At 55.4% G+C, this 23,582-nt stretch carries 29 protein-coding genes; 13 read left to right on the forward strand and 16 right to left on the reverse strand.

Annotation, left to right across the window (positions count from 1 at the left end; all coding sequences use genetic code 11):
- Window positions 1–137 precede the first annotated feature (137 nt).
- The 5 genes from SynA15127_RS03980 to rpsD form a co-directional block, all read right to left on the reverse strand.
- Entirely contained in the window at window positions 138–287 is a 150-nt protein-coding gene (locus SynA15127_RS03980; protein ID WP_186485770.1) for a hypothetical protein, read from the reverse strand.
- Window positions 284–1,714 carry a sodium:solute symporter family protein gene (locus tag SynA15127_RS03985; RefSeq protein WP_186485096.1) on the reverse strand — a complete coding sequence of 477 codons (1,431 nt, stop codon included), beginning with the start codon at window positions 1,712–1,714 and terminating at the stop codon, window positions 284–286. The genes SynA15127_RS03980 and SynA15127_RS03985 overlap by 4 nt, the downstream gene beginning before the upstream one ends.
- Entirely contained in the window at window positions 1,704–1,859 is a 156-nt protein-coding gene (locus tag SynA15127_RS03990) for a hypothetical protein (protein ID WP_156957194.1), read from the reverse strand. The genes SynA15127_RS03985 and SynA15127_RS03990 overlap by 11 nt, the downstream gene beginning before the upstream one ends.
- A 45-nt stretch (window positions 1,860–1,904) precedes the next feature.
- Complete coding sequence (locus SynA15127_RS03995) at window positions 1,905–3,044, reverse strand: fatty acid desaturase (RefSeq protein ID WP_255475567.1); 1,140 nt, start codon at window positions 3,042–3,044, stop codon at window positions 1,905–1,907.
- Between the two features lie 304 nt (window positions 3,045–3,348).
- Window positions 3,349–3,957 (reverse strand): 30S ribosomal protein S4, encoded by a 609-nt coding sequence (gene rpsD / locus SynA15127_RS04000; RefSeq protein WP_186485097.1) that lies wholly within the window; start codon window positions 3,955–3,957, stop codon window positions 3,349–3,351.
- An 83-nt stretch (window positions 3,958–4,040) separates the two neighbouring features.
- Here rpsD and yidD point away from each other — a divergent pair, with 83 nt between their 5' ends.
- From yidD to SynA15127_RS04020, 4 genes are read left to right on the forward strand one after another with little or no spacing between them, the layout of a single operon-like run.
- Window positions 4,041–4,319, forward strand: coding sequence for a membrane protein insertion efficiency factor YidD (gene yidD, locus SynA15127_RS04005; protein WP_186485098.1), 279 nt, complete (start codon window positions 4,041–4,043; stop codon window positions 4,317–4,319).
- Window positions 4,319–4,600 carry a glutaredoxin family protein gene (locus SynA15127_RS04010; protein ID WP_186485564.1) on the forward strand — a complete coding sequence of 94 codons (282 nt, stop codon included), beginning with the start codon at window positions 4,319–4,321 and terminating at the stop codon, window positions 4,598–4,600. The genes yidD and SynA15127_RS04010 overlap by 1 nt, the downstream gene beginning before the upstream one ends.
- Before the next feature lie 36 nt (window positions 4,601–4,636).
- Window positions 4,637–6,172 (forward strand): UDP-N-acetylmuramoyl-L-alanyl-D-glutamate--2,6-diaminopimelate ligase, encoded by a 1,536-nt coding sequence (locus tag SynA15127_RS04015; protein ID WP_186485099.1) that lies wholly within the window; start codon window positions 4,637–4,639, stop codon window positions 6,170–6,172.
- Window positions 6,173–6,178: 6 nt separating this feature from the next.
- Window positions 6,179–7,285, forward strand: coding sequence for a mechanosensitive ion channel family protein (locus tag SynA15127_RS04020; protein WP_186485100.1), 1,107 nt, complete (start codon window positions 6,179–6,181; stop codon window positions 7,283–7,285).
- A gap of 16 nt (window positions 7,286–7,301) precedes the next feature.
- Here SynA15127_RS04020 and SynA15127_RS04025 read toward each other — a convergent pair whose 3' ends face one another.
- A complete protein-coding gene (locus tag SynA15127_RS04025) occupies window positions 7,302–8,477 on the reverse strand; it encodes an aminotransferase class V-fold PLP-dependent enzyme (protein WP_186485101.1) in 1,176 nt (391 codons plus the stop codon).
- 98 nt (window positions 8,478–8,575) lie between these two features.
- Here SynA15127_RS04025 and SynA15127_RS04030 point away from each other — a divergent pair, with 98 nt between their 5' ends.
- Entirely contained in the window at window positions 8,576–9,757 is a 1,182-nt protein-coding gene (locus tag SynA15127_RS04030; protein ID WP_255475568.1) for an integrase, read from the forward strand.
- Between the two features lie 96 nt (window positions 9,758–9,853).
- Window positions 9,854–10,042 (forward strand): hypothetical protein, encoded by a 189-nt coding sequence (locus tag SynA15127_RS04035; protein WP_186485102.1) that lies wholly within the window; start codon window positions 9,854–9,856, stop codon window positions 10,040–10,042.
- 259 nt (window positions 10,043–10,301) lie between these two features.
- Here the strand turns inward: SynA15127_RS04035 and SynA15127_RS04040 are convergent, their stop codons facing one another.
- Window positions 10,302–10,556: a hypothetical protein gene (locus SynA15127_RS04040; RefSeq protein ID WP_255475569.1), complete on the reverse strand. Its 255-nt coding sequence runs from the start codon at window positions 10,554–10,556 to the stop codon at window positions 10,302–10,304.
- Window positions 10,557–11,281: 725 nt separating this feature from the next.
- On the opposite strand from SynA15127_RS04040, the gene SynA15127_RS04045 reads away from it, so the two are divergent.
- Window positions 11,282–11,539, forward strand: a complete 258-nt coding sequence (locus SynA15127_RS04045; protein WP_186485104.1) for a hypothetical protein — start codon at window positions 11,282–11,284, stop codon at window positions 11,537–11,539.
- Window positions 11,540–11,901: 362 nt separating this feature from the next.
- Here SynA15127_RS04045 and SynA15127_RS04050 read toward each other — a convergent pair whose 3' ends face one another.
- Entirely contained in the window at window positions 11,902–12,219 is a 318-nt protein-coding gene (locus SynA15127_RS04050) for a hypothetical protein (RefSeq protein ID WP_186485105.1), read from the reverse strand.
- Window positions 12,220–12,640: 421 nt separating this feature from the next.
- On the opposite strand from SynA15127_RS04050, the gene SynA15127_RS04055 reads away from it, so the two are divergent.
- The 4 genes from SynA15127_RS04055 (at window position 12,641) to SynA15127_RS04070 (ending at window position 14,071) form a co-directional block, all read left to right on the forward strand.
- Window positions 12,641–12,823, forward strand: a complete 183-nt coding sequence (locus tag SynA15127_RS04055; protein WP_186485106.1) for a hypothetical protein — start codon at window positions 12,641–12,643, stop codon at window positions 12,821–12,823.
- A 103-nt stretch (window positions 12,824–12,926) separates the two neighbouring features.
- Window positions 12,927–13,085, forward strand: a complete 159-nt coding sequence (locus tag SynA15127_RS04060) for a hypothetical protein (RefSeq protein ID WP_186485107.1) — start codon at window positions 12,927–12,929, stop codon at window positions 13,083–13,085.
- A gap of 107 nt (window positions 13,086–13,192) precedes the next feature.
- Window positions 13,193–13,342, forward strand: a complete 150-nt coding sequence (locus SynA15127_RS04065) for a hypothetical protein (RefSeq protein WP_156957195.1) — start codon at window positions 13,193–13,195, stop codon at window positions 13,340–13,342.
- A gap of 39 nt (window positions 13,343–13,381) precedes the next feature.
- Window positions 13,382–14,071 carry a DUF4079 domain-containing protein gene (locus tag SynA15127_RS04070; protein ID WP_186485108.1) on the forward strand — a complete coding sequence of 230 codons (690 nt, stop codon included), beginning with the start codon at window positions 13,382–13,384 and terminating at the stop codon, window positions 14,069–14,071.
- Here the strand turns inward: SynA15127_RS04070 and SynA15127_RS13660 are convergent.
- Together SynA15127_RS13660 and SynA15127_RS04080 are read right to left on the reverse strand one after the other, a co-directional pair.
- Window positions 14,056–14,466 (reverse strand): gamma-glutamylcyclotransferase family protein, encoded by a 411-nt coding sequence (locus SynA15127_RS13660; protein WP_186485566.1) that lies wholly within the window; start codon window positions 14,464–14,466, stop codon window positions 14,056–14,058. The genes SynA15127_RS04070 and SynA15127_RS13660 overlap by 16 nt on opposite strands.
- A complete protein-coding gene (locus SynA15127_RS04080; protein ID WP_043695876.1) occupies window positions 14,364–14,609 on the reverse strand; it encodes a NifU family protein in 246 nt (81 codons plus the stop codon). The genes SynA15127_RS13660 and SynA15127_RS04080 overlap by 103 nt, the downstream gene beginning before the upstream one ends.
- Window positions 14,610–14,689: 80 nt before the next feature.
- Here SynA15127_RS04080 and SynA15127_RS04085 point away from each other — a divergent pair, with 80 nt between their 5' ends.
- A complete protein-coding gene (locus SynA15127_RS04085; protein WP_186485109.1) occupies window positions 14,690–16,198 on the forward strand; it encodes a malate:quinone oxidoreductase in 1,509 nt (502 codons plus the stop codon).
- A gap of 15 nt (window positions 16,199–16,213) precedes the next feature.
- Here SynA15127_RS04085 and SynA15127_RS04090 read toward each other — a convergent pair whose 3' ends face one another.
- On the reverse strand, window positions 16,214–16,546 hold the full coding sequence (locus tag SynA15127_RS04090; protein WP_186485110.1) for a multidrug efflux SMR transporter: 333 nt from the start codon (window positions 16,544–16,546) through the stop codon (window positions 16,214–16,216).
- Between the two features lie 248 nt (window positions 16,547–16,794).
- Between SynA15127_RS04090 and SynA15127_RS04095 the strand changes: the two genes are divergently transcribed.
- Complete coding sequence (locus tag SynA15127_RS04095) at window positions 16,795–19,032, forward strand: TonB-dependent receptor domain-containing protein (RefSeq protein ID WP_186485111.1); 2,238 nt, start codon at window positions 16,795–16,797, stop codon at window positions 19,030–19,032.
- A gap of 7 nt (window positions 19,033–19,039) precedes the next feature.
- Here the strand turns inward: SynA15127_RS04095 and SynA15127_RS04100 are convergent, their stop codons facing one another.
- The 5 genes from SynA15127_RS04100 to SynA15127_RS04120 all read right to left on the reverse strand — a co-directional run bounded on the left by SynA15127_RS04100 (window position 19,040) and on the right by SynA15127_RS04120 (window position 23,298).
- Complete coding sequence (locus SynA15127_RS04100; protein WP_186485112.1) at window positions 19,040–19,819, reverse strand: energy transducer TonB; 780 nt, start codon at window positions 19,817–19,819, stop codon at window positions 19,040–19,042.
- Window positions 19,816–20,277, reverse strand: a complete 462-nt coding sequence (locus tag SynA15127_RS04105) for a biopolymer transporter ExbD (protein ID WP_186485113.1) — start codon at window positions 20,275–20,277, stop codon at window positions 19,816–19,818. The genes SynA15127_RS04100 and SynA15127_RS04105 overlap by 4 nt, the downstream gene beginning before the upstream one ends.
- Window positions 20,274–20,891, reverse strand: coding sequence for a MotA/TolQ/ExbB proton channel family protein (locus SynA15127_RS04110; protein ID WP_186485114.1), 618 nt, complete (start codon window positions 20,889–20,891; stop codon window positions 20,274–20,276). The genes SynA15127_RS04105 and SynA15127_RS04110 overlap by 4 nt, the downstream gene beginning before the upstream one ends.
- A gap of 59 nt (window positions 20,892–20,950) precedes the next feature.
- Window positions 20,951–22,519: a hypothetical protein gene (locus SynA15127_RS04115; protein WP_186485115.1), complete on the reverse strand. Its 1,569-nt coding sequence runs from the start codon at window positions 22,517–22,519 to the stop codon at window positions 20,951–20,953.
- Between the two features lie 146 nt (window positions 22,520–22,665).
- A complete protein-coding gene (locus SynA15127_RS04120) occupies window positions 22,666–23,298 on the reverse strand; it encodes a TVP38/TMEM64 family protein (protein ID WP_186485116.1) in 633 nt (210 codons plus the stop codon).
- Window positions 23,299–23,582: the final 284 nt, after the last annotated feature.

Below are 23,582 nucleotides of genomic sequence, written 5' to 3' on the forward strand. Positions count from 1 at the left end.
CGTTCTGCATGCATCACATCATCAATAGGTAACTAAAGTCACAATCTCTCGCCACATCACCGCAGAGTTCTTAACGAGAGCGTTCAAAAATAGTGCAAGGGATTACATAAAACCGTCATTCTGTTCGTGGTGAACGTTCACCAAACGCGTCCATTCCGCCATTCCACCCACCAAATGGCAAGCAGAACAATCACGGACGCGCTGAGCGCCACTTGACTGCCGACAAGGATCACCTGGAACCAGCTCGGGCCGATCAAGCTGGCCATCGCGGCTGTGGGGATGGTCATGTCTCCTCCTGAAGCAGGGTGAAATCAAATCGTTCCGGCCGCAGGCGACTGCCGATCAGCATCACGAGTGCCGACACAGCCGCCGAAAACACCGCAGCGCAGTACGGCGCAATCAGCACATAGGCGAGCAGGCCTACAACGCTGCCGGCGAGCATGCTTGCAATGGCAGCCGAGCGGTTGGCCGAGCGCCAGTACAAGCCGCAAGCCACAGGCCAGACCGTGGAGGCCACCAGGGCACCGGTGAAGAACAACACCGACGCCAAAGAATCCAGCCGCGGCCAGGACAGCGCCAGGGTGACGACCGCCAACCCCACCACCATCAGCCGCGCAGCCTGCTTGAGCTGCAGGTCACTGGCCTGGGGCCGCAACAGGCGGAAGTACACATCCTCCGCCAGAAGATCGGCGGTGGAGGCCAACAGGGAATCCAGGGTGGAGGTGAGCGACGCAAACACCACCACAAACACCAGAGCAGCGCCTCCGGCCCCGAGCAGATCAGCTGCCATCACTGGGAACACCATGTTCACCTGCTCGAGAGGCAATGCACGGGCCAGAGCCACCAGGCCGATGGAGCCCGTCACCATCGGAACGCTCATCCAGGCGATCCCCCCCAGCACGAAGGAGGTCATCACCACCGAGCGCCGGCTGGCGAACACCCGGGACCACCAGATGTTGTTGTGAAACACCTCGCCCATGGAGAAGAGGGCGGAATTCCAGGCGATCAACAGGCCTGCCGGCAGCAGCAGATCAAGCCGATCGGGATGCTGGGCCAGCAAGGAAGCATGCACCTCGGGCATCGGGAATTCCCGGAAGGCGAGCACTGCCACCACCGCCAGCAGCACCATGATCAAGAGCGATTGGATGAAATCGGTGCCGATTACGGCCCGCATCCCGCCGAACAAGGTGTAAAGGGTGGCGACACCAATCACCACCACCATTCCCACGTGGTAATCGAAGCCTGAAAGGGCCTGCAGCAGCAGTCCGGCCCCCATCGCCTGGGTCATCAGAAAACCCAGGGTGTAAATAGCGGTGATCACCATGAACACCCACCACGCCAGGCGCCCGTAACGCAACCGGATGAAATCGCCGCTGGTGCGCCCGTTGGGCATCAGCTGCTTGATCCGCGAGGCCAGGGGGGCAAACAGGATCAATCCAAGCCCTGCCAGGGCATAGCTGAACATGCCCCAGAGCCCGGTTTTGTACCCGAACTCAGGTGCCAGCAGGGTGGTGTTGCCGGTGACCCAGGAGGCCATCAACGTGGCGGTGCTCAGGGCCAAGCCGATGTTGCGGCCGGCCAGCATGTAGTCGTCTGCATCGCTCTGCCCCCGTCGACCCCAGGCAATCCCCAGCGCGACCCACAACACGGAAAACAGAACGACCAGAGCCCAGGCAATGCCTGGAGCCAGAAAAGGGGCGGCATCAGCGGACATCGGTTGGCTCCCGATGACGCCAGTAGAGGTGGCCCCGCACGATCATCACAACGGTGGCCGCGGTCACCGCCGCCCCCAAGGTGAAGATCATGCGTGCCCAAAGCAGATCATCCACAGAAGACATCGCGATGGCTTTGCTGTCCATAGCAAGGAGTGCACCAAATCACAGGTGATTCGCGCTGTCCTTCACTCAGTCAACGGGGACGGCGGCCTTGACGGAAACAAGCTGAGAAGAATCCTCATCCCAAAGGATCAAGGAAAAACACTCCCAAAGTTGATGCAGTTGCAGACGTGTGACGTTGTTAAAATTGTTTTGGTTCTCTTCATGGCAAGTGCGCAAGCGATAGTTCGGAATTCTTTCTGATAAATGGTGAACGTGATGGTAGGCGATGTCCGCGGTAAACCAGTTGAGTGCAGGAGGCATGATCAGGAATGATGAGCCCTCGATAGCGCCTTTGAAATAACTCCAGCCTTCTTCGCCGCTCGCGTAGGATCCAGGAAAATTATGTTGAACAAAGAAAACAGCGATCATAATGGCTGCGCTTACGCTCATGATTGAGGCGTATAAAATCCAAAAATGCCAATATCCAATCGCGCTTCCAATCCACCACCAGGCAAGTGCAACGCAAATGCTGTTGGCAATCGTGTCGTAAACTTCCTCTTTTGTGTAGAAGAAGCTGGACTTGTGATTTTTAATGTAAAGCCATAGATTGAATCCTTGTCCGGTCGAAATCATGCGGGGTGCATCCGCAAAAGCTTTGGCGATCAGCTCGATAAAGCCGAAAAACAGTGCCGCTCTTGGTTTAACGACAAGATAGTAAAATCCTCCTGGGAGTAATGTCAGAGGGTGGCGTAAAAGTCGGTAGGTGAATTGGGCGCTTTTGTTTTTTGTCTCGTACTCGCGAAGCGTCGTTAGAGCAGACGGGCCTCGGTATCGATTCCAATTGCCATTGTGTTTATGGTGAAATGCATGGCCTCTTGACCAGGGGTGATGAGGCATGGCATGGACGATGCTCAAAATGAAGGCTGCAATTCGGTTGGCAGCTTTCGATCTGAATAAACTGTGATGACCACAGTCGTGCATCAGCGAGAAACTTCTGCTTAGAAAAAGGACGATCAGAGCAAACAGAATTGGTGTGAAAATGACCGAGGCTGTTGTCAGGTGATTGGTGAGAGTGCCAATGGCAATGCAGCATAAAATCAACGGGATGACGGTGCTGGCGATTTGCCAAATAGCAATTCCGTCGTCGCTTTCCATGTAAGGCTTGATCGTTAAATCAATGCGCCTCAGTGGTCTTGAAGACAGGCTTGAGGTGGCGGCACTGGTCAAGAGAGTGAGCTCTGATGGTTTATTGGTCTTGAGATGATCTGTTCGGCACGCTTGTTTGAAGCGTTTGGGCCGAACGCTTGAGTTTGTGTTTGATCTTAATCGATTGATCCATGATTTGCTTGGGCAATCCCGCGCTGCCTAAAAGGTTAAGAGCTCTTCTCTTGCCTGCTCGGAGATGATGCTGTGAAAATGTCCTGGAAAAACACGTCAATTAAAGAAAAAACTCCTGCCCACCGTTGGTCCATGGGGGCAGGAGTTTGAGAGAGCTTTCAACGAAACCAAGGTCGTGGCCCAAGGCTGAAAATCAGACCTTTCTGGAGTAGTACTCCACCACCAGAAGTTCGTTGATTTCGAGAGCGACCCATTCGCGCTCGCACTTGCCAACCATCTTGGCTGTGAGCTTGGTCTTGTCCAGCTCCATGTGAGGCGGAATGTTGGCCAGGCCTGGGAATTCCAGATTGCCTTCGGCCAGTTTCTTGCTGCCCTTGCGTTCGCGGATCGCGATCACATCACCGGTTTTGCACTGGTAACTGGCGATGTCGGTGACGCGGCCGTTCACGGTCACGTGGCCGTGGTTCACCAGCTGCCGGGCACCGGGAACGGTGGGGCCGAAGCCGAGACGGAAACAGACGTTGTCGAGCCTGTTCTCCAGAAGCTTGAGCAGGTTGGTTCCGGTGGAACCTTCCTGGGCACGGGCTTTCTTCACGTAACGCACCAGCTGGCGTTCGGAGACCCCGTAGTTGAAGCGGAGTTTCTGCTTTTCTTCGAGTCGGATTGCGTATTCAGAGCGCTTGCGACGGGCTTGGCCGTGCTGACCGGGGGGATAGGACCGCTTTGCGGACTTCCGGGTGAGACCGGGAAGGTCTCCCAAGCGCCGCGTGATCCTCAGACGAGGGCCGCGGTATCGAGACATAGATCGATGGAATGGGAAGGTGTGAACCGTTCGTGCGTCTCGGCGGGCATGCTGGAACCAGTGACGGGTCCGTGCCCACGCTCATGCACGAATCAACCACTCTATCCGGCAGCCCTCTCAGCACTGTCATCGCGGCGTTCAATCAAGCGCTGGCCTGGGTGTTGCTCGCCTTGATCGGCTTCTACAGGCGTTTCATCTCGCCGCTCACCGGCCCTCGCTGCCGCTTCATCCCCACCTGCAGCGCTTACGGACTGGAGGCGATTCAGAAGCACGGACCGTGGCGCGGCAGCTGGCTCACGATCAAACGTCTGCTGCGTTGCACTCCGCTCACGCCCTGCGGCTGCGATCCGGTGCCCGACTGATGTCTTCGCTGGTTCTCTACAGCCGCCGGGGGTGTTGCCTCTGCGAAGGACTGGAGGCGCGGCTGCGGAACCTGGATCTGGCTGCGCTGGATCTGGAGCTGCAGGTGATCGACATCGATGCCGATGCGGTGTCGCCGGCGCTGAAGGCCCGCTACGACCTAGAGGTGCCGGTGCTGGCGCTCGCTGATCAAGAGCTGCCACGGGTGTCGCCGCGGTTGGACGGCGAGGGCCTGTTCAACTGGTTGCAACGCCGTCTGTCCAACCCGGACGGCCCGCCTTAGAACGTGCCCAGAGCATTCCGCGTCAGGGGGTTTTGGATGGGCCAGACGCTGCACGCCCTGCTGCGCCAGATCGCTTGGCAGATCCCTGAGGGATTGCCGGATCCGCCGCTTCAGCAGATCACCTGCGATTCCCGGGCGGTGCAGGACGGAACCCTGTTCCTGGGGCTGCCTGGAGAGCGTGTGGACGGGGGGCGGTTCTGGCGTCAGGCTCTCGAGGCGGGAGCTGCGGCGGCGGTGATCGGCCCTTCAGCGGCGGCGGTGCTGCCGCCAGCGGCCCATGAGCCGGTGGTGGTGGTGGGCGAGCCGGTGGCCCGTCAGCTGGGAGAACTGGCAGCGGCGTTCTGGGAGCAGCCCAGCTCGCGACTGGCTCTGATCGGTGTCACCGGCACCAATGGCAAAACCACCACCACCCATCTGATCGAGCATCTGGCGACGGCCATCGGAACCCCCACGGCCCTGTTCGGCACGTTGGTGAATCGCTGGCCTGGCCACAGCATCACGGCCACCCACACCACCGGTTTCGCCGATCGTCTGCAGGGGCAGTTGGCATCCGCCGCCAGCGCCGGGGCTCAGCTTGGGGCGATGGAGGTCAGTTCCCATGCCCTGGCTCAGCAGCGGGTGGCCGGTTGCCGTTTCGCCGCTGCGGTGTTCACCAACCTCACCCAGGACCATCTCGACTATCACCCCTCGATGCAGGCTTATTTCGAGGCGAAGGCGGCCCTGTTCGCCGATCCCCTGCTGGAGCCAGGAGCGGCCCGCGCGGTGGTGAACAGCGACGATCCCTGGGGGCTGCAGCTGGCGGAACGGCTTGGAGATCGCTGCTGGCGCAGTTCCCTCAGCGAGCCCGGGGCGGAGCTGCGCATGAGCGATCTGGTGATGACGGCTCGTGGGGTGCGCGGCCGGTTGATCACCCCGCTGGGGGAGGGGCCGTTCGTCTCGCCGCTGCTGGGGCGTTTCAATCTGATGAACCTGCTGCAGGCGGTGGGTGTGCTGGTGCAGTGCCAGTTGCCGCTGATGCCCTTGCTGGAGGCGATCGAAGGATTCCGCGGCGTGCCGGGGCGCATGGAGCGGGTGGTGCTGCCCGGTGCCGATGCGCACGCTCTGCCCACGGTGCTGGTCGATTACGCCCATACCCCCGATGGTCTGGAGAATGCCCTGGCGGCTTCGCGTCCCTTCAGCCGCGGTCGGTTGATCTGCGTGTTCGGCTGTGGTGGCGACCGGGATCGCGGCAAGCGTCCTCAGATGGCGTCCATCGCAGCACGGTTGGCGGATCGGGTGGTGGTCACCTCCGACAACCCGCGCACCGAAGACCCGCAACGGATCCTGGAGGATGTGGTGGCGGGGATCCCGGCCGGTACCGACAGCCTGGTGGAGGGCGATCGGGCAGCGGCGATCGCGGCGGCGATTGCGGCGGCAGCACCGGAGGATCTGGTGCTGGTGGCGGGCAAAGGCCATGAGGATTACCAGATCCTCGGCACCGACAAGGTGCACTTCGATGATCGCGAGGAGGCCGAGAACGCTCTTCGGGCCAGGCTGCACCGTTCAGAATCAGACCAGACTGGCGCTGTGTGATCTGGAATGGAAGGCCTGAACCGAGCTGAACTGTTCAAGGACGCTCAGTTTCTGCAGACGCCGGAGGGTCTGCTGGGCGGAACCGTGGTGCTGTTTCTGTTCTGGTTGCTGCTGCGTCTGCTCGAGCGCTGGGGCACATCCTCGTGGTCTCCGGTGATCCGCGCGGTGCGACGTCCGCTGGTGTTTGGGTTCGGGTTGGCGTTGTTCGTCGGCTGGATCTTCGGTCTGCTCGCCCACAATCTGTCTGCTCTCACGGAGCGCGATGTGGCGCGATTGACCACCTCGATCGTGCTGATCGTGATTGGCCGTGCTCTCATCGTCGGCGGCCTGAAGTTTCTCCATTCCGCCACATTCAATCGCTGGCTGATGCGGGAGATTGAGAACGAGCGGGAGCGGGCGATGATGCTATCGCTGCTCGATCGTATTTACAGCATTGTGATTGTTCTGATCACATTTGCAGCGATCATGGTGGCCTTCGGTGTATCTCCTACAGCTGTGGGGGCGGTTCTCGGCGGTGCGGGCATCGGGATCGGCTTTGGCACGCAGCAGATCTCCCAGAACTTTCTCTCCGGTCTGATGTTGTTCTTCAACCGTCCTTTTGCAGAAGGAGACTGGATCAAGGTGTCGAGCTTCGAAGGCACGGTGGAGCGGATTGGCTGGTACCACACACGCATTTGTACGTTTGATCAACGTCCCCTGTTCATTCCCAACGCATTGTTTGCTACAACGCCGATTGAGAATCCAGGGCGGATGTATCACCGTCGGATCTGTGAAGAAATCAGTCTGCGCTATGAAGATCTCGGTTGTGTTTCTCAGATCGTCAGTGATGTGAAGCAGATGCTGCAACAACATCCTGCGATCGATCAGAGCAAGACCATTCTGGTGAATTTCAATCAGTGGGGCAGCTCATCGATCAACGTGATGATCTATGCCTTCACCAAGACCACGGATTGGTCTCTGTGGCTGGATCAGCAACAGGATGTGTTTCTGAAGGTGGCCGATATCGTGAAGGCGGCAGGAGCTGATTTCGCCTTCCCTTCCACCACGCTGTACGCCTCCCCCGGCGTTCTATCGCTGCAGGCCGCCGCGCCTCGCCCTGACACAGAGCAATGAAATCCGCACAATATCGTCACGATATTGTGCTTAGCGCGGCGATCAGTCGGTCGATCTCCTCGTTGCTGGTGCTGATGTGGGTGCAGGCCCGCAGGCAGCTCGGGTCGGCGAGGTCTCGGATCCAGATGCCGTCACGCCCCAGTTGCTGCACCAGGTCTGCCGGCGCGGGAGCGTTGCTGATCTGAAAGCTCACCAGTCCGCTCGCCGGCGGCTGATTGAGCAGTGGGCTCACCGCCGCCAGTGCGGACAACCCTTGCCATAGATCGCTGCTGAGGGTCTGGATCCGCTGCCAGCGCGCCTCCGCATTGCCGTGCTGCTCCATCAGGTCGAGGGAGCTGCGCAGACCTGCCATCAGCGGGACGCAGCTGGTGGCCACCTCGAAGCGGCGACTGTCGTGGTGAAACGGATCCGCGCTGCTGAGGTCTGCTTTGCTCTCGTCCCGCAGGCTGCGCCATCCGATCAGCGTGGGTTGCCCCTGCTCCAGCACCCGTTGCGAGAGGGCCACGCCCCCCAGTCCTTCCGGGCCGCAGGCCCACTTGTGGCCGGTGAAGGCGTAGATGTCTGCCCTGGCGGCAGCCTCGGCCACGGGGATCTGCCCGAAGCTCTGGGCGGCGTCCACCAGCAGGTAGGGCTTCCGGGGGTGCTGGTGAAGCCGTTCCGCCACAGCGGCGATCGGCATGATCTGTCCGGTGTTCCAGAGCAGATGGCTGAGCACCACCAGGCGGGTGCGGGGGGTGAGCGACTGCTCCAGGGCTTCGGCCAATCCCGCATCGGTGGAGGGTTGGTCGCCGCGCAGGTGCTTCACCGGCAGGCTGTCGATCGACAGACCCTGGCGGCGGGCCAGCTCCACGCAGGCCGCCACCACCCCCGGGTGCTCGCAGTCGCTGATCAGCAGGCGATCGTCGGAATCAAACGGCAGCCCCCAGAGCGGCAGTACGCAACCGCTGGTGACGTTTTCACTCAGGGCCAGCCGATGGGGAGGAACACCGCAGAGCTCTGCCAGCCGGCGGCGGGTGCTGTTGACTTCGGCGGCGATGAACGGCCACACATCCGTGGTGAAGGGACCCAGCTCCTGGATGCGTTTCCAGCTGGCGGTGATGGCCTCCAGTGATGGGGTCGGCAGCGGGCCCTGACCGCCGTAGTTGAAGTAAACCTTATTCGCTAGTGCTGGACAGAGATCCCTTAGTGTCACTACAGTTGCGTTGGTAAAGCCGTTGGTAAAGCGTGCCCTTCCGGAAGCTCCCTAACTACATCACCAAGGGCCGGGCCTCGTATGTGTTGCAGCGTGGAGTGCCGAAGGACTGCCGCATCAAGGTTGGCAAGAACAAGTGGACAGAGCCAGGCGGCAACACCCTCAACGAGGCAAGGGCGAAGGTGCCTTCATTCCTTGCTCGAACAGACGCTGAGATAGCCGAGGCAAGGGGCGAGCTTCAGATCACCAATCAAGAGAGGGTGCTGAGGCAGGGCAACGACCCGGAGCTGAACGCTCTGGACCTAGCTGAGCTGGCTAACCCACGGGTAGGGATGTACCTAGATGACGGCTCAGCGAACCCTGAGTTCGAGTCGATGCTGGCGATGGCTGAGGCCCTCAAAGCAGGCAAAGCCCGCACGCTTCTCTCAACAGAAGGGCTGCTGCAGGCAAGGCGTCTAGGCCGAGAGCCGGCTCCTCGCACGTTTGAGGGATGGGTAAAAGCGTTGAACGCCTTCATGGCCTACACCGGCAAGTCCAAGCCCTTCGAGTGCTCCAGAGCTGACGCTGTGGCCTACAAGGACACTCTGCTCACCCGGATGAGCCGTAGCTCGGCAAAGACACAGCTCGCCTACCTGGCAGGACTGTGGTCGACGCTGGTGGAGAAGCAGGGAACTGGTGAGCACATCTTCAAGGGCCTACCCGGCACCCTCGACGAAACCACCAAGGCCAAAGCACTCAGGGCAGCACAGGCAAAGAGGAACAGATCGTTTGAACCCTCAAGCCCATGGAATACGTGGACCGGCTCCACCTATGTCCCTGTGTTCCAGCTGCTGTACTTCACCGGGTGTCGATTGGCTGAGGTGGCAGCACTCAGAGCTGAGGACATTTACGACGACTACATCAGCGTTGAATGGCAGGAAGAGCGCAGCTTGAAGACAGCTAACTCAGTCCGAGACATCCCATTGCATCCGTCGCTGGTGCCGGTGGTGTCATCACTACGTGAGGGCAGGGGTCACGTATGGCCGCAGCTAATGACGATCACCAAGACTGCTGGCGTTGAGGTAATCCGATGGGGTCACAACGTGGCCAAGCCGTGCAAGAAGGTGACCGGGGTTCGACCGAAGGACTTCAGGGATCGATTCGTAACAGCACTAAGGGACCAAGACTTCAACGACACCAACATCAGAAGGTTGAGTGGGCACAGCTCTATCGATGTCCACAGCAGCCATGGCGGCAAGAACTGGGATAAATACGTGCAAATGATCAACAGTTTGAATTGATTAAACGGCTCCTGCTAAATAACAACAACTAGAGCTATGACTAAAGAGATGTTTCCTCCTTCTCGTAAGGATCGGATCCTTGATGCGCACCCATGGATGAGTGCCGAACAGTGCCATGCGCTGCTGGCTCACAACTACCAGCGCTTCACAGATGTCTATCGGTTCAGCGATACCGATGGACTCATGGATAACTTCACCGACATCATGTGCAACTCAGACGAGGACACAGTCAAGAACAAGTTGTCCGTCGCCCTGGAGTTCTGCGTGATCAGCAACACCCACTAAGGATCAGGAATCCAGCAGCTATGGAGGCAAGAACTGGGAGAGATCTGTGGCAATGATCAATGCAATTAAGTGAGTGATGTGAATGCTTAAGTCTTCTGTTTGCAGGTGCTGTGCAGGTATAAATCAATCAATCTTAAATGCAATTATGACCAACGCACATCACAACCAAATAGAATTGATCTTCTTCGATCTGCACACAGCTGGTTAGCCGGACATCTCAGCTTCTGAGCGTTGGCCGCGTCAGCGAAGGGGCAACCAATCAGAGGGTTTCGAGAGCCAGAAACTGCTGATCGGCCTCAAGCATGTCCTCATCGTTCTCGAAAGCCCAGCCTCCATAGAGAAGATGAAGAATCCGCCCCACTTCAAGATCCCGATCAGCAACGTCCTGCCAGAGGCGTCGGCTCAGTTCCGAATCAGCCAACACGAACTGCGCTTTCGCCAGCTCACGTGTGATGGCGAAGTAGCTCTGCCTGTCATTGCGGGTGCGGCATTCAGTTGCAGCACGCACTGACATCAGCAGTGGCTGTCTGTCGCGAGACTGCTTTTGGATCGGCATGGTTGTTCTCCAGTGGTCCGCGATGAGGAAGGCCGCCCCTCCCGGTGGAAAGACGACCTAACTCGCTCGCTTGTGCATCTTGAAACCCTTGATGGGGTCTGGGGTTGAGAGGACAGCCCACCTACGACAGGAATGGGGTGGCCTCTCGTATGACTCGCTTCCGACACCCCTGCCATGACGGAGATAGGGGTCATGCCGTATGCCATTGCTGGCGTCGGGCGAAGTGTCGGGCCTTTCAAGCTCCTGGGGCCAAGGTTCCAGGTGATGGACGTTCTGACTCAGTGGTGAGCGCCCCCCGGCAGTGATGGGGCCGAGATTGAGGGCAAGCCCATGGATGGTGAGAAAACGCGTGGAGCAGATGCTCGAAAGGTCAGGCGACTTCTAGAGCCTGCTCGGTTGGACCGTCGTCTTGCATGAACGCCTCCGATCTCGATGAACTCACTTTCGTCAGCGGACACGCACAAGGCAATCAGCCTTAACGCTCATTGCCCTTGAAGCCAAAACCGCCGAGATTGGCGACAACGTGTCTCGCGTCATTTGGCCCTGGTCCATCAAGGGGGCGGTGACCTTCATTGGAATTCTTCCCACAGCTTTTGCCATCGGCATCCTGAATGCGCTTGCTGAGGTTAATTTTCCAACTCATGCATCTTTCAACAGGGCAGGTCAGATGGTTTTAGGTCAGGATGAAGTCTCTTCTTGTTGCAAAAAAGATGGGATCTGTAAACCTTGACGCTGCCATTAAATTCGCACTAGAAATAGGAAAGATTGAATCAAAAGATGAAGTCGATATTGCAAAAAGTACTGCTGGCATTGATGCATTTATTTTAAGAAATGTGCAGGGCGTAACGATTGCCAGCATCTCCAAGCGTCTGCTTAAAGAAAAATCAGAAAATGCAGCAGCGGCGAAAGCAAAAGATGAATTCAATGCACAGAGCCAATAGCATTATCTGCTTTCAGGGAGTGGGTTGAAGACGTCAGCTGAAGCCTGGAATCGAGTAGCGCTCCACCCCGTCGATGCCACGTCTTGGCCCAACTGCTCTTGCGTCACCTCTTCCCCAGATGCATTCAGTGGTTCCAGCGGCCCCGCCTGAAAGCTCCCAGGTGACACTGCTTTGGCTGTAGCCGCTCTTCACGTAGAAGTTCCAGCAGTCATAGAGCAGGTCCAGTCACTCCTAGATAACTACTGTGTGATCGCTTGTAAGTCAGACGAGCATCAAGTAAGGAACACCCTGGCCCTGGCACAGAAGCACATAGGGGTCATTCACACCCAACGGGACTGGACTTTCCCGAGGCGTTAGTCCCCTCAGCTATCCAACAGATCCATCAGCAGCTTCAGCTTCTGCAGCTTTTCCGCCTTGATACCACCCAACACGTCGATGTCCTGTGCCGCATCCTTGAGCAGGTCATCGTCTGGGTTGTCCTTGAGGGCAGCCTGCACAACCTGACTGCTGCTGGTGATGATGACCTCCTTCGGTGTTGACGGCTCCGGCAGGGTGACCCCTTCCTCCTTGAGCCTCTTTCTCTGTGCCTTGATGGCGCCTTCCACAGCAACCCGGAACCACTGAGAGATGGTGCGCCGGTCATGCCGTGCCATCTGCTCTGCGCCCTTGTAGAGGGACATGGGGAGGTTCATCGCCACACGCTTGGTTTGGGTGGGGTTGACGGGCTCGTCATTGGATGCTGATCGGCTACTTCGTGTTCTGAGCGTTGGTAAAGGCGTTGGTAAAGCCTCAGGCGGCCACAAAGTTGATCCTAGTCGTGCCAATGCTTCTGGGTTGTCTAGAGATACGTCTTGCTTTGTTCAAATAGGTCTTGTTCTGCAGGGCAGGGCACAGCTGTTTCCAGGTCAGAGAGCTGTCTGCGGTCGGGTTGGAGCTCGTGTCACCCATGGCCGAGGGTCCTGCGCGCCTCCACCGTATGGAGGGCTGCGCGCTGATCGGTGAAACGGAGCCTTTGGCTACAGATCAGCGTCAGGCACTGTTGTTGTTGTTACTTACGCCTTTATTCAGTAGCGATAAGTTAATTGGAGTTGATGAATGGTCGTGTCACTGACATCCCGCTACAGAGCACTGATTGACCAGGCGAATCAGGCAAAGGATCGCCAGACCTGTTTCTACTATCTCAAGCAGGCTGAGAAGTTGTTGCAGACTCAGTCTCCAGACCAGTACGGCATTCAGCCTGTCGCTTCGATGGTGTCGCGTTCACGGATTCAGCAGGCTGCCTGAGCTCGGAACAGCAAAATTGCTCAATCAAGCATTTCGGTAGTCGTCTTGTCTGAAAGATGGTGGCTGTTCAGATAGATCATCTATCAGTTGCCTGTCAGCTGGTATGAACCGCAACCAAACCATCCTGAAACTGGTTGATCAATCAGTTCCGCGTGTCACCCCGAAGCCTGTGCTGAAGCCGAGGCCCACGTTGCCGAAGCAATCACGGTTCGAATCGCCGGCATGGGAGGAATTCCGGGTCAATTACTCCGGTCTGGACTGATCCCGGCAATGTTTAGGCGGACGTGGTCGTGTTGTCGATGGGGGAATGAAGCGGTGTCGTTGTGTTGATATGGATCGAAATCCAGAGTTCTCTTTTCCTGCATTGATGTGCTGAAGCAAGTGTTCACGGTGCTGATGGGGGGCATGTTCGCCTCGATCATGCTTCGCTGTTTCCAGGAAGACTGGAACCTGCGTCGGCATCGCAGGTTGCGTCAGTCCTCCGTTCAGTCTGCGGGCAGCAGAGAGCCGGTGCTCTGAACACCGCGTTGTTGTCGATCTCTGGTCGATGATGCGTGCATGACGTCAACCGACTGGCTCTGGATCCTGCATCCGGCCCTGGCCGTGGTCGTGATCTATCCCCTGCTCGGGATGGTGGTGCGGCTTGCCTGGTCGATCCGGCGGGAACGGTCTGCAGGTGCAGGCCCGCAGCACGGTGACCTCGGCCGCTGGCTGGCGACAGCGGTGGTGCTGCTGGTGCTCACGGCCCTGACGGTGGTGATCGTCACCAAGGAGCCTCCGGACCGCTTCGCCGGCGGTCCCGCGCGGGCAGCGGAGTTGCTGCTGATGCTGCTCGGAACACTGGGCAGTCTGTCGGCTCTCTGGCGCTGCCGTCCGGCGGCAGGACGGCTGGGCCTCGCGCTGCTCAGCTGGGCAGGGGTGTTGCTGCTCGGCGCTCAGCCGGAGGTCTGGCGGCTGTCGGATGACCCCCTCTCGCTCGCGTTCTGGCAATCCCACTACTGGGCCGGTGTGGCGCTCACCGGGCTGATGCTCTTCTCCCTGGGGGCATGGCCTGAGATCCAGCGCCAGCGAAGGCTGCGGCGCCTGCATGTGAGCGCTTCCGTGCTGGCGGCGCTGCTGTTCTGTCTGCAGGGCATCACCGGCACCCGTGACCTGCTGGAGATTCCGCTCAGCTGGCAGAAACCGGCGGTCTATGCCTGCGATTTCACGGCGAAAACCTGTCCGCCCCCGGCTCAGGCTGCTTCGTAGACCCACACCCGGCGTCCATCCAACAAGCTGCGCTGGCGGCGCTGGTAGACGCCGGGCACCTCCTCCCAGGCATCCAGTGCCGGCCAGAGCTGCGCTGGAATCGCGTAGACCTCGCCGCACACCCGGCCGTTTCCGGCGCGCAGCATCGGGTAGCCATCACGCTCTATCAGCTCGGCAGCCTCCAGCTCCCCATTGGGATTGCGTGTGGACCCGTCCAGCAGGTGGTGGGCGCTGCCGCCGGCCCTGAGGCTGCCGTAGACGAACAGGGTTTCGAAATCAGAGGTGTGGGGGCTCAGAGCACCTGCACCACTTCGCTCACTTCGGGAATCGCCTCGCGCATCTTGCGCTCGATGCCCATCTTCAACGTCATGGTGCTGCTGGGGCAGCTGCCGCAGGCTCCCTGCAGCCGCACCTTCACGATCGGGCCATCCAGCTCCACCACCTCAACGTTGCCGCCGTCGGCCATCAGGAAGGGCCGCAGCTCATCGAGCACCTTCTCCACGTTCTCGTGGGTGAGGGCCATGGTTTCGGTGCTCATCGGTCGCAGCAGAGATCAGCTCGATCAGCCTACGTAGCGGCCCCATAGGGTGACGAGAGCGGTTTTCACCCCCGGCTCCGGTGCAGCACGACGGTTCCCTTCTCACGGCCGACCGCTACGACGCGGTGCTCGTCGGGGCCGGCATCATGAGCGCCACCCTGGCGGCGCTGCTGCATCAGCTGGATCCGGGGCTGCGGCTGCTGATGGTGGAGCGGCTGGAGGCCCCGGCCCTGGAGAGCAGTGGGGCCGGGAACAACGCTGGCACCGGCCATGCCGCCAACTGTGAGCTGAACTACACCCCCCTGCAGGCGGACGGCACGGTCGCCACGGCCAAGGCGGTGGCGATCAATGCCGCCTTCGAGCGCAGCCTGGAGTTTTGGGGGTCGCTGAGTGAGCGTGGCCAGCTGAACGCGCAGACGTTCCTGCATCAGGCGGCTCACATCAGTGCGGTGTGGACCGAGGAGAACATCGCCTTCCTGCGGCAGCGCTTCAGCCAGCTGCGGGAGCTGCCGGCGTTCGCGGCGATGCGCTGGAGCGAGGAGCCCGCCGAACTAATGGAGTGGATGCCGCTGGTGATGGCGGGCCGGGACCTGAAGCAACCGCTGGCGGCCACGCGGATCGAACGGGGCACCGATGTGGACTTCGGCGCCCTCACTCGGGCCTACCTGCTGCCGCTGCAGGCCAGTGGCGCCCTCACCGTTCAGTACGGCTGCGAGGTGCGGGATCTGAAGCGCCTGCGCAAAAGCGACATGACCGAGGCCGACTGGCAGCTGATCCTCAAGGGGCCCTCCGGTCGCCGCGAGGTTCGGGCTCCCTTCGTGTTCCTCGGTGCCGGTGGCGGCGCCCTGCCGCTGCTGCAGCGCTCCGGCATCCCGGAGGCGGCGGATTTCGCCGGTTTTCCCGTGAGTGGGCTGTGGCTGGTGTGCGGCGACGGGCAGCTGGCGGACAAGCAGCTGGCGAAGGTGTACGGCAAGGCGGCGGTGGGCGCGCCACCGATGTCGGTGCCCCATCTCGACACCCGCTGGATCGACGGCCGCCGTTCGCTGCTGTTCGGGCCGTTCGCCGGCTTCAGCAGCAAGTTCCTGAAGCAGGGCTCGCTGCTGGATCTGCCGGGATCCGTGCGGGCCACCAACCTGCTGCCGATGCTGCAGGTGGGAGCCACCAACATCGATCTGGTGCGGTACCTGATCAATCAGCTGCGCCAGAGCCGGGAGCAGCGCCATGAGGCGCTGCAGCAGTTCATGCCCACGGCCCGGGCGCAGGACTGGACCCTTTCCGTGGCCGGCCAGCGGGTGCAGATCATCAAGCGCAGCAAGCAGGGCGGCCGGCTGCAGCTGGGCACCGAGGTGGTGGCCGCCAGCGATGGGTCGCTGGCGGCTTTGCTGGGGGCCTCCCCCGGCGCCAGCACGGCGGTGACGATCATGCTGGAGGTGCTGGAGCGCTGCTTCCCGCAGCGGCTGGCCTCAGAGCACTGGCAGCAACGGCTGCAGGCGCTGTTGCCCAGCTACGGCGAGGATCCGATCGCCGACCCGGCCGTGCTGCAGAGCATGCGGCAGCGCAGCAACAGCCTGCTGGATCTGAAGGCCTAGGGGCCCGCAGCGGCCTCACTGGCCCAGATTCACCATCACCACGCCGGCGGTGATCAGGCCGATGCCGATCAGCTGGGCCGGACTGAGCAGCTGGCTGTAGGCGAAGCGGCCCACCAGCACGATCGCGACGGTGCCGATGCCGCTCCACAGGGCATAGGTGAGTCCCAGGGGAATGCTGAGCACCACCTTGGAGAGCAGGGCCATGGCAATGGCGTAGGCGGAGAACACCAGCAGCGTGGGCAGAGGCCGCGTCATGCCCTGGGAGAGGCGCAGGCAGGAGGTACCGATCACCTCAGCGCTGATCGCCAGCATCAGCAGGGTCCAGGGATTGCTGATCTGGAAGGTCATGCTGTGCGCCTGCGCTAGCACTCAGTGTGCACAGATCAGCACAGCTTGCTGCAAGACAGATCGCAAGATCAGTCAATCAAGAGACTGTCGAGTTGTCTAATAAATAAGAATAGTTGGCCTCATCAAGCGCTAATTTCTGATACGTAGCAAATTTTGCTACACCTAGTAATAAATGATCTTTTGGTTGCAGGAGATGATGAAAATTTTTGGTTTCTCATTAGTATTTTTTAAATTCTTACGGCATAACCTTGGCTTTGTTGCGACTTGGTGGCTGGAAAGAGCAACTAATATTGGTAGCTATATTCTTCTCTGCATGCCTCCAAGTCGAGGCTCAAATCGTCGACCAAGCGACGGAGGTTGAGGATACTCTCAGGATCTTTACGGTTGGCGAGGAGTACGACGATCAAGAATTTGAGGTGCCGGCAAGTAATACGGTGATTGATCGAGAAGAAATGGATAGAAGGGGTGTCATCAATCTCAGGGATCTCTTTGAACTCACTCCTGGTGTTGAAGTTCGTCGAAACCCGCGTTATGGAATTGAAGACATCAATATCAGAGGCATTGACGGGAATCGAATTCTGTATGAACTGAATGGTGTACGCATGCCTGAGCGTTTTGAATTAGGTCCATTTCGGCAGACACGTGGGCAATGGTTTGATTTATTCAACCTGGATCGTGTGGATGTTCAAGAAGGTCCTGCACCCCTCTTAAAAGGTGACGGCGCCATCGGGGGAGTCGTCTCATTTTCCACTCTTACACCGGATGATTTTCTTGAGGATCAAGACTTCGCTGCGGAACTGCTTTTCACAACAAATACGCAAAATAGTGCTTTTGCTGAGGCTGCTCGAATTGGATTTGAAGCTGATCAGGGACTAAAAGGATTAATCAGTCTGAGTCGGATTGACTCGAAAGAGCCTCGTGTGATGGCAGAAGCTGATTTAATCAATAAGCAATTGAATGATGGCACATCAATTAATGGACATTTTGACATTCCAATCGGAGATGATGTTAAGTTGAGTTTAATGGGGTTTTATTCGAAGCAGACGAGTGATACATTGACTTCTGATGGGAATCTGCCGCAGGGGTGGTTTGGATATTACTCAAAATATATTAACGAACAAATTACAAACCAACTATGGCAGGTTTTGGTGAAACTCGAAGTCGATCAAGAGGCGTCAAATCCATGGACTTCAGGGACGACTGCGACGATTTACTTCCAAGATGCGACTCAAGAGGATGATCTCAATGAGAAAAGAATCACAAATGATGAGAAATTCTACCGTAGCTCTGTAAACCAATCAGTCAATCAAATTGGTGGTTTAACTCTCCGTAGAAAACATGAAATTGATGCATCGACATATCGACACGATTTGCATTATGGCCTTGATTTTTCACGTGCCTACAACTCCAGGCGTCGTGATCGGATTCAGCGCAATCTGATCGATGGAACATCCACCCGTGAACTTCCTTTGGGTACGTTCCCATTAAAGGACTACCCAGATAGTGTCACGACGCGTGGAGGAATTTTTATAGAGGACACGATGATCTGGCAAGACTTTAAATTTGTCGCCGGAATCCGCTATGAAGCTGTCAATTTAGATACTTGGTCTGATGATGTTTTTGAGAAGACTGGCGCTGTTGCTTCGGGGACTATCAATGCAGCACCAACCTGGCGACTTGCGTTGATGTGGAATGTTGATGATGCAAATGTCTTATGGTTTAATTACAACCGTGCGTTTAGGACGCCACTCTACAATGAGATTAATAGTGGATTTACGAATACATCAGTTGCGTATGGCAAGTACAAGACGATAAGCAATCCAAATTTGAAGCCCGAATATGTTGACGGTTTTGAATTGGGATGGAGGGGAAAGTATTCCCATTTTAATTATGGAGTGACTGGTTATTATAATTTTTACGATAATTTTATTGAGACTTTTGGCTTTGTTGGCTATGACTGCCTGGTGGATATTCGTCCTTGCCCACCAGAGGCTTCATTGGGACTTTATCAGTCAAACAATATTACCAAAGCAAGGATCTATGGGTATGAAATTAATCTTTCTGCATCGAGTCTCGAGGATGGCTATGGCTTCTACATGAGTTCGGGTTTGAATTACACCATTGGTGACGATGCCGATACGGGTTTGGCATTGGAAAGTATCGATCCATGGAAAGGGGTTGTCGCTATTGGATATCGCAACCCGATGGATCGTTGGTCAACAGCTTTCACAGCAGCAATCTATGGGAGGGCTCGCGTTCCCTCAGATAGCTTTATCTTCGTACCACCTAGCTTTGCAAGGTTTAACTGGACTGGGAATGTGAAAATCACAGAGGAGCTTGTTTTGGATCTGGGCGTTAATAACGTTTTTAATTATAAGCAGTTCTCCTATGCTGATACAAAATATATTGCCGACAACTCTCCTGTTATCGATGCATATTCGCTGCCAGAGCGCTCATATCGATTGGGGTTGAGCTATAAGTTCTAGAACAGATTTAACCTTCATCAATCAACATCGATTTGGCATCTTTTTGGTGTCTGTTGTCTTGATGCTTTTGACTCCCCTTGATTAAAAAACTATAGGTCACTGGTACCCGAGCACCGCCTCTGATCCTCGCAAATCTTGAGCGTTGCGCTGCTCTTATTGCAGCTTGATCAATGGCATTGTTGCCACTTGAGACTTTGAGCTCAACACCAGCAACCCTGCCGTTGCTTTTGATTTGAACAACAAGTTTAAGGTCTCCCTCCAATCGACTTCTGACGGCCTGCTGCGGATATTTTGGCTTGGGGCAGTGCAGACATTTCACATATTTCATAGGCATTGGATTGGTAGCGATGTTGTCATTCTGCGCAGTTGCTGGTTGAGTATTCCCCTCAGCAGGCTTATCCTCTCGTGGTTGTTTGGTGGCCATGTCGTTATTTAGATTGGAGATCTTATGCGGTTCTTTTTGTGATTCAGGAGATTGCTTTGGAAGCTTGTGAATTCTTTTCGCTTGCCATTGCTTTGGCGCTGTTTGTTTTGTATTGACAGGGTGACTAATGTTCTTCTTCTGAATATGACTTGTTGAACGAATAGGCTGCTTGATTGATTTTTGTTGCATACGAGCAGGGCTTTGAATTAGGGAAATTGTGATACTAGGTTTCTCGAGAGCCAAGCTCTTTCTATGAGTGATGTCTCCTGAGAGCAGCCGATCAACAATCCAGAAATGTGTTACCAGTGATGCCGACAGGGCCGCTAAGAGTCTGATCTGGTCTTTATGGATAGTTCCGATCACTGGATGTCTGACTGTTGAGCTGAGGAATCATCGTGATCATTAGAGTCGATGGCGAGGCCCAATGAATCTAATTTTGTCTGCTTTAACCTACTCAAAATACTGACGACGATTTGATAAGAAAGGCTTGAGTCAGCATCGATGATTGCACCATTATTAATCTTAGATATTGATATGGTGTTAATGTGTTCAGCAATACGATTTAGAGGGACAGCCTTTCCATCGATTGCAATCTGCTTGTCTTTGTTGATGGTAATTTTAATTGCTTTTTCATTGGTTACCGTCTCAGAAGACGCTTTTGGACGGTTGATTGCAATTTGCCTGGATTGAGTTAGCAGCATGCTGGCGAGAATGAAGAATATGAGGATTGCAAATAAAACATCAATCATAGGCAAGATATTGATGTTGATATCTTCTTCAACACTGTCTTGATGTGTGAGCAGAATTTTGCCTCTTTTCATGCCTCTACTTTTTCAAATTTAAATAGGATTAATGAAGCAAATTCTTGCATTTTTGCGCGCTCCGCTCTCTTGAGGTTTCTGAATATGTTGGTGAATATGAGTGTGACAATAGCGATGACAAGCCCTATGGCCGTTGACATCAGCGCTTCGCTGATTCCAGACATGACAAGCGCAGAATTTTTCAGTGTCTCTCCCAGTGTTATCGCCGAGAAAGTTTTAATGAGACCAAGTACTGTGCCAAGCAGTCCAAGTAGTGGTGCTATTGTGGTTATTGTTGTTAGCAATGTGTCGTATTTCTGTAATTCAAATGTGATGCGATGAATGGCTACGCTCGCAGACCGTTCAAGCTGTTCGGATGTGTCAGGAAAGCCGGAGATACTTGACTCCATCATTTTTATGATTGGCCTGTAATTATTTTGTTTGATCAGCAGATTGCAGCGTGAGTCGTCATTCAAATAAGACTGCTCAATTTGTTTGAGGATGCGATGCTCGCCCTTCAGGATGCTCGCCCAATAAATAGAACGTTCAAAAATAATTGATAATGATACGACTGAACATGCTAAAAGTGGAAATCCGACGACGCCGGTTTTCTCTAATAAGGACAAGGATGTCATCAAGATTGTGACTTGGTCTGTTGATGGTTGCAGTTATTTGGCCTGATTGTGGATTCTCTTTACAGTAAGTCCATGGTGTTTGCAGTCATCATGTCCACGACCGAAGAGGTTGAATCAAGGCTGTCATTTTCACCTCGAAAGCTCACACTTACTTTGTCTGGTGTTTCATCCTTGAGGTCTTCATACGTAAACGTGTCGTCGCCAATAATTAATTTGTCTTTTGTGTGAAAATTCGTGAGTGTTATCTTCTTGGAAATATTATCTTTTGAATCGAGAATGACTTTGTCGCGTTTCTTGTCATCGCCAAGGTCAATTGTAGTTTTTTTGATCTTTCCATCGATCATAATGGCGTCTTTCCCCTTGCCCAAGGCAATGGTTCCCTTCTTGATGCCACCGGAGATCTGGATGGAGTCTTTCCCTTCTCCTAGCTCGAACGATACATCTTTTATTACACGTACATCTTCCCCAATGGTAATTTCATCGTTCCCTTTATTTGTTGAAATATCACTGTTTTTGATAACGCCATTTTCAATGTTGATCTTGTGATTTCCTGCGTGCATTACGATTTTAGAGCCGGCAATCTTTTTGGCTTTGCTGACGAATTCGATATCTAAGCCCTCTTTGAACTCAAATTTTGAATCCAAGATATCCTTTCCATCGACTTGAAAGGATTCAACGTTAACTTCTAGCTCTATCCCTGAGACGTCTGCATCGGCATTCAGAATGCTCTTTTTATTATTGCTGTTATCGAGCCTGATTTTATCGGCATGAGAAATAGGAACATGGAGGTTGAGCTTTGGCCCTTTGACGATGACATTTTCGCTGGATTGGGTGATTGTCGAGCCATCACTCTCATCCATCAGAAGTGATCGCTTCAATGCGGTGCTGGCGCTTTGAATGACGTCGCTCGTTTCAGGTTGAGTGGACGGAGACTTCGATTGAGAATTGGGTTGGGCTTCTGCTCTGGCTTCCGTCAGAATCCATCCTTGGCTTGTGTTTCCAGCACTACTATCGATGCTGAAGTGCTTGGCTGTGTTGTAGAAAGCAGGGTGGGTCAGATTGGGCCAATCGTCTGGATTCAGCAGGATCCAGTCGGAGCCTTCCAATGCATCTGCTTCATGACTTTGGTGGGTCGTCGTGTTGTAGAGAACCAGATCCTTGAGAGACTGATTCGATGTCTCGTCAGATCCTCCCTGTTGATTCCCTTCGTTTGTATCTGTTCCTCGACCTGCGGTCAGAATCCATCCTTGGTCCGTGCTTCCCGCACTGCTATCGATGGCGAAATGCTTGGTTGTGTTGTAGTAGGCAGGGTGGGTGTAGTCAGGAAATCGCTCTGGGTCGAGCAGCGTCCATCCTGACCCGTCAAGATTGCTGGTTGAAACTGATTCGTGAGTCGTTGTGTTGTATAAGACAGTGTTTTGGGTGGTTTGACTGTCACCATCAGAGTCTGTGTCGTCGCCAGTGCAGTACTCGTATCCATCAACAGCTACATGGCCAGGAGGGAGACAGCCTTGACTATCAGAGTCAGCATTATTGTTGGAATCATCAGAGCCTTGATCGGATCCTGCACAGTATTCATACCCTTCAACTGGGGGATGACCGGCGGGAAGACAGTTTTGCTCTGCCATTGTTTGAATAGATTTTTTTCAAGGCTGGCTACGGATAAGGATTGTGTCGACAACATACGACTTATCTGCGTGTGATGATTGTTACCTTCGTGGCGTGAGGGGAGTCTGCGGCTTGGGGTGTTGTTTTGCCAGGCCTATTGATTGCATTAATCGATGGCGCTCTTTTGTGATCGCTGTGTGATTAATCTGGTGATTGCCAGGCCAAAGATTCCAAGGATTGCAAAGCCTAAGATAACTTTTCCCCCTTCTAAGATGCCTGCTCCCAGAGCAACAAGCGGCGGATCGCTGATGACGACACTGAGAATCAGGGCCGGTGCAAACCGACGCCAGGGTGTACCGCTCAGCCCAATGGCATAACTGACGAAGTCAAACAGGCCTGTCATCAGCAATCCTGTCATCATGAACAGATTGTCTTCTAATTGGTTTTTGTTGAAGGATTCCACCCGTTCCATAGCCTGTTCTCCGATCAATTTTTTGACTGGCTTGCGGCCATAGGATCTGGCTATGAAAAATGCTGCCTGGCAGAACAACAGGTCTGCAATCACGACCGTTGCAACACCTGTTTTGAACCCAAGCAATGTTCCTGCGAGCAACAGGTAGGCAGTGCTTGGAAGAATTGGCAAAATAATGCTGACGCCTCGAAGCAGTGCAATGCCTAGTGGCGCGAAGACACCGAGAGATTTGATTTGTTCTCTTAGAGGCTCCAGACCGTATTGATTGAGGCCGTACAGGATCAAGGCTGCCAGCATGGCACCGCCCATCCATTTGAGAATGGTCATTAGACGCTCTGTTTGTTGCTTCCTCAATCCCAAGATCTTTCTGCGACACAGAAAATTAGCTCATTGCTTTTGAGGCCGATGTGTCTTTTTTTTGCATGATCGCGTCTTTTTGACGCGTCAAGAATTCTTCAGTCAGTGGTCTTGGAGTGATCGTGCTCAGGTTATGCGTCTGATTTTGGAGCCTTTGAGATGTGGATTGGCTCCTTCATTGCATGTCATTCCGCATGGTTTTTTGATTCCTTGGCGTTGTCTGGTCGCCCTCTCCCGTCTTTGCATGACTGCTC

This window comes from Synechococcus sp. A15-127 (assembly GCF_014280215.1).
In the GTDB taxonomy this organism is placed as follows: Bacteria; Cyanobacteriota; Cyanobacteriia; order PCC-6307; family Cyanobiaceae; genus Parasynechococcus.

Excerpts from the sequence above, each read along its gene's own strand:
- SynA15127_RS03980 (WP_186485770.1), bottom strand. The coding sequence starts at position 287 with ATGACCATCCCCACAGCCGCGATGGCCAGCTTGATCGGCCCGAGCTGG.
- SynA15127_RS03985 (WP_186485096.1), bottom strand. The coding sequence starts at position 1,714 with ATGTCCGCTGATGCCGCCCCTTTTCTGGCTCCAGGCATTGCCTGGGCT.
- SynA15127_RS03990 (WP_156957194.1), bottom strand. The coding sequence starts at position 1,859 with ATGGACAGCAAAGCCATCGCGATGTCTTCTGTGGATGATCTGCTTTGG.
- rpsD (WP_186485097.1), bottom strand. The coding sequence starts at position 3,957 with ATGTCTCGATACCGCGGCCCTCGTCTGAGGATCACGCGGCGCTTGGGA.
- yidD (WP_186485098.1), top strand. The coding sequence starts at position 4,041 with ATGCACGAATCAACCACTCTATCCGGCAGCCCTCTCAGCACTGTCATC.
- SynA15127_RS04010 (WP_186485564.1), top strand. The coding sequence starts at position 4,319 with ATGTCTTCGCTGGTTCTCTACAGCCGCCGGGGGTGTTGCCTCTGCGAA.
- SynA15127_RS04015 (WP_186485099.1), top strand. The coding sequence starts at position 4,637 with ATGGGCCAGACGCTGCACGCCCTGCTGCGCCAGATCGCTTGGCAGATC.
- SynA15127_RS04020 (WP_186485100.1), top strand. The coding sequence starts at position 6,179 with ATGGAAGGCCTGAACCGAGCTGAACTGTTCAAGGACGCTCAGTTTCTG.
- SynA15127_RS04035 (WP_186485102.1), top strand. The coding sequence starts at position 9,854 with ATGAGTGCCGAACAGTGCCATGCGCTGCTGGCTCACAACTACCAGCGC.
- SynA15127_RS04040 (WP_255475569.1), bottom strand. The coding sequence starts at position 10,556 with ATGTCAGTGCGTGCTGCAACTGAATGCCGCACCCGCAATGACAGGCAG.
- SynA15127_RS04045 (WP_186485104.1), top strand. The coding sequence starts at position 11,282 with ATGAAGTCTCTTCTTGTTGCAAAAAAGATGGGATCTGTAAACCTTGAC.
- SynA15127_RS04050 (WP_186485105.1), bottom strand. The coding sequence starts at position 12,219 with ATGTCCCTCTACAAGGGCGCAGAGCAGATGGCACGGCATGACCGGCGC.
- SynA15127_RS04060 (WP_186485107.1), top strand. The coding sequence starts at position 12,927 with ATGAACCGCAACCAAACCATCCTGAAACTGGTTGATCAATCAGTTCCG.
- SynA15127_RS04070 (WP_186485108.1), top strand. The coding sequence starts at position 13,382 with ATGACGTCAACCGACTGGCTCTGGATCCTGCATCCGGCCCTGGCCGTG.
- SynA15127_RS04080 (WP_043695876.1), bottom strand. The coding sequence starts at position 14,609 with ATGAGCACCGAAACCATGGCCCTCACCCACGAGAACGTGGAGAAGGTG.
- SynA15127_RS04090 (WP_186485110.1), bottom strand. The coding sequence starts at position 16,546 with ATGACCTTCCAGATCAGCAATCCCTGGACCCTGCTGATGCTGGCGATC.
- SynA15127_RS04105 (WP_186485113.1), bottom strand. The coding sequence starts at position 20,277 with ATGAAAAGAGGCAAAATTCTGCTCACACATCAAGACAGTGTTGAAGAA.
- SynA15127_RS04110 (WP_186485114.1), bottom strand. The coding sequence starts at position 20,891 with ATGACATCCTTGTCCTTATTAGAGAAAACCGGCGTCGTCGGATTTCCA.
- SynA15127_RS04115 (WP_186485115.1), bottom strand. The coding sequence starts at position 22,519 with ATGGCAGAGCAAAACTGTCTTCCCGCCGGTCATCCCCCAGTTGAAGGG.
- SynA15127_RS04120 (WP_186485116.1), bottom strand. The coding sequence starts at position 23,298 with ATGACCATTCTCAAATGGATGGGCGGTGCCATGCTGGCAGCCTTGATC.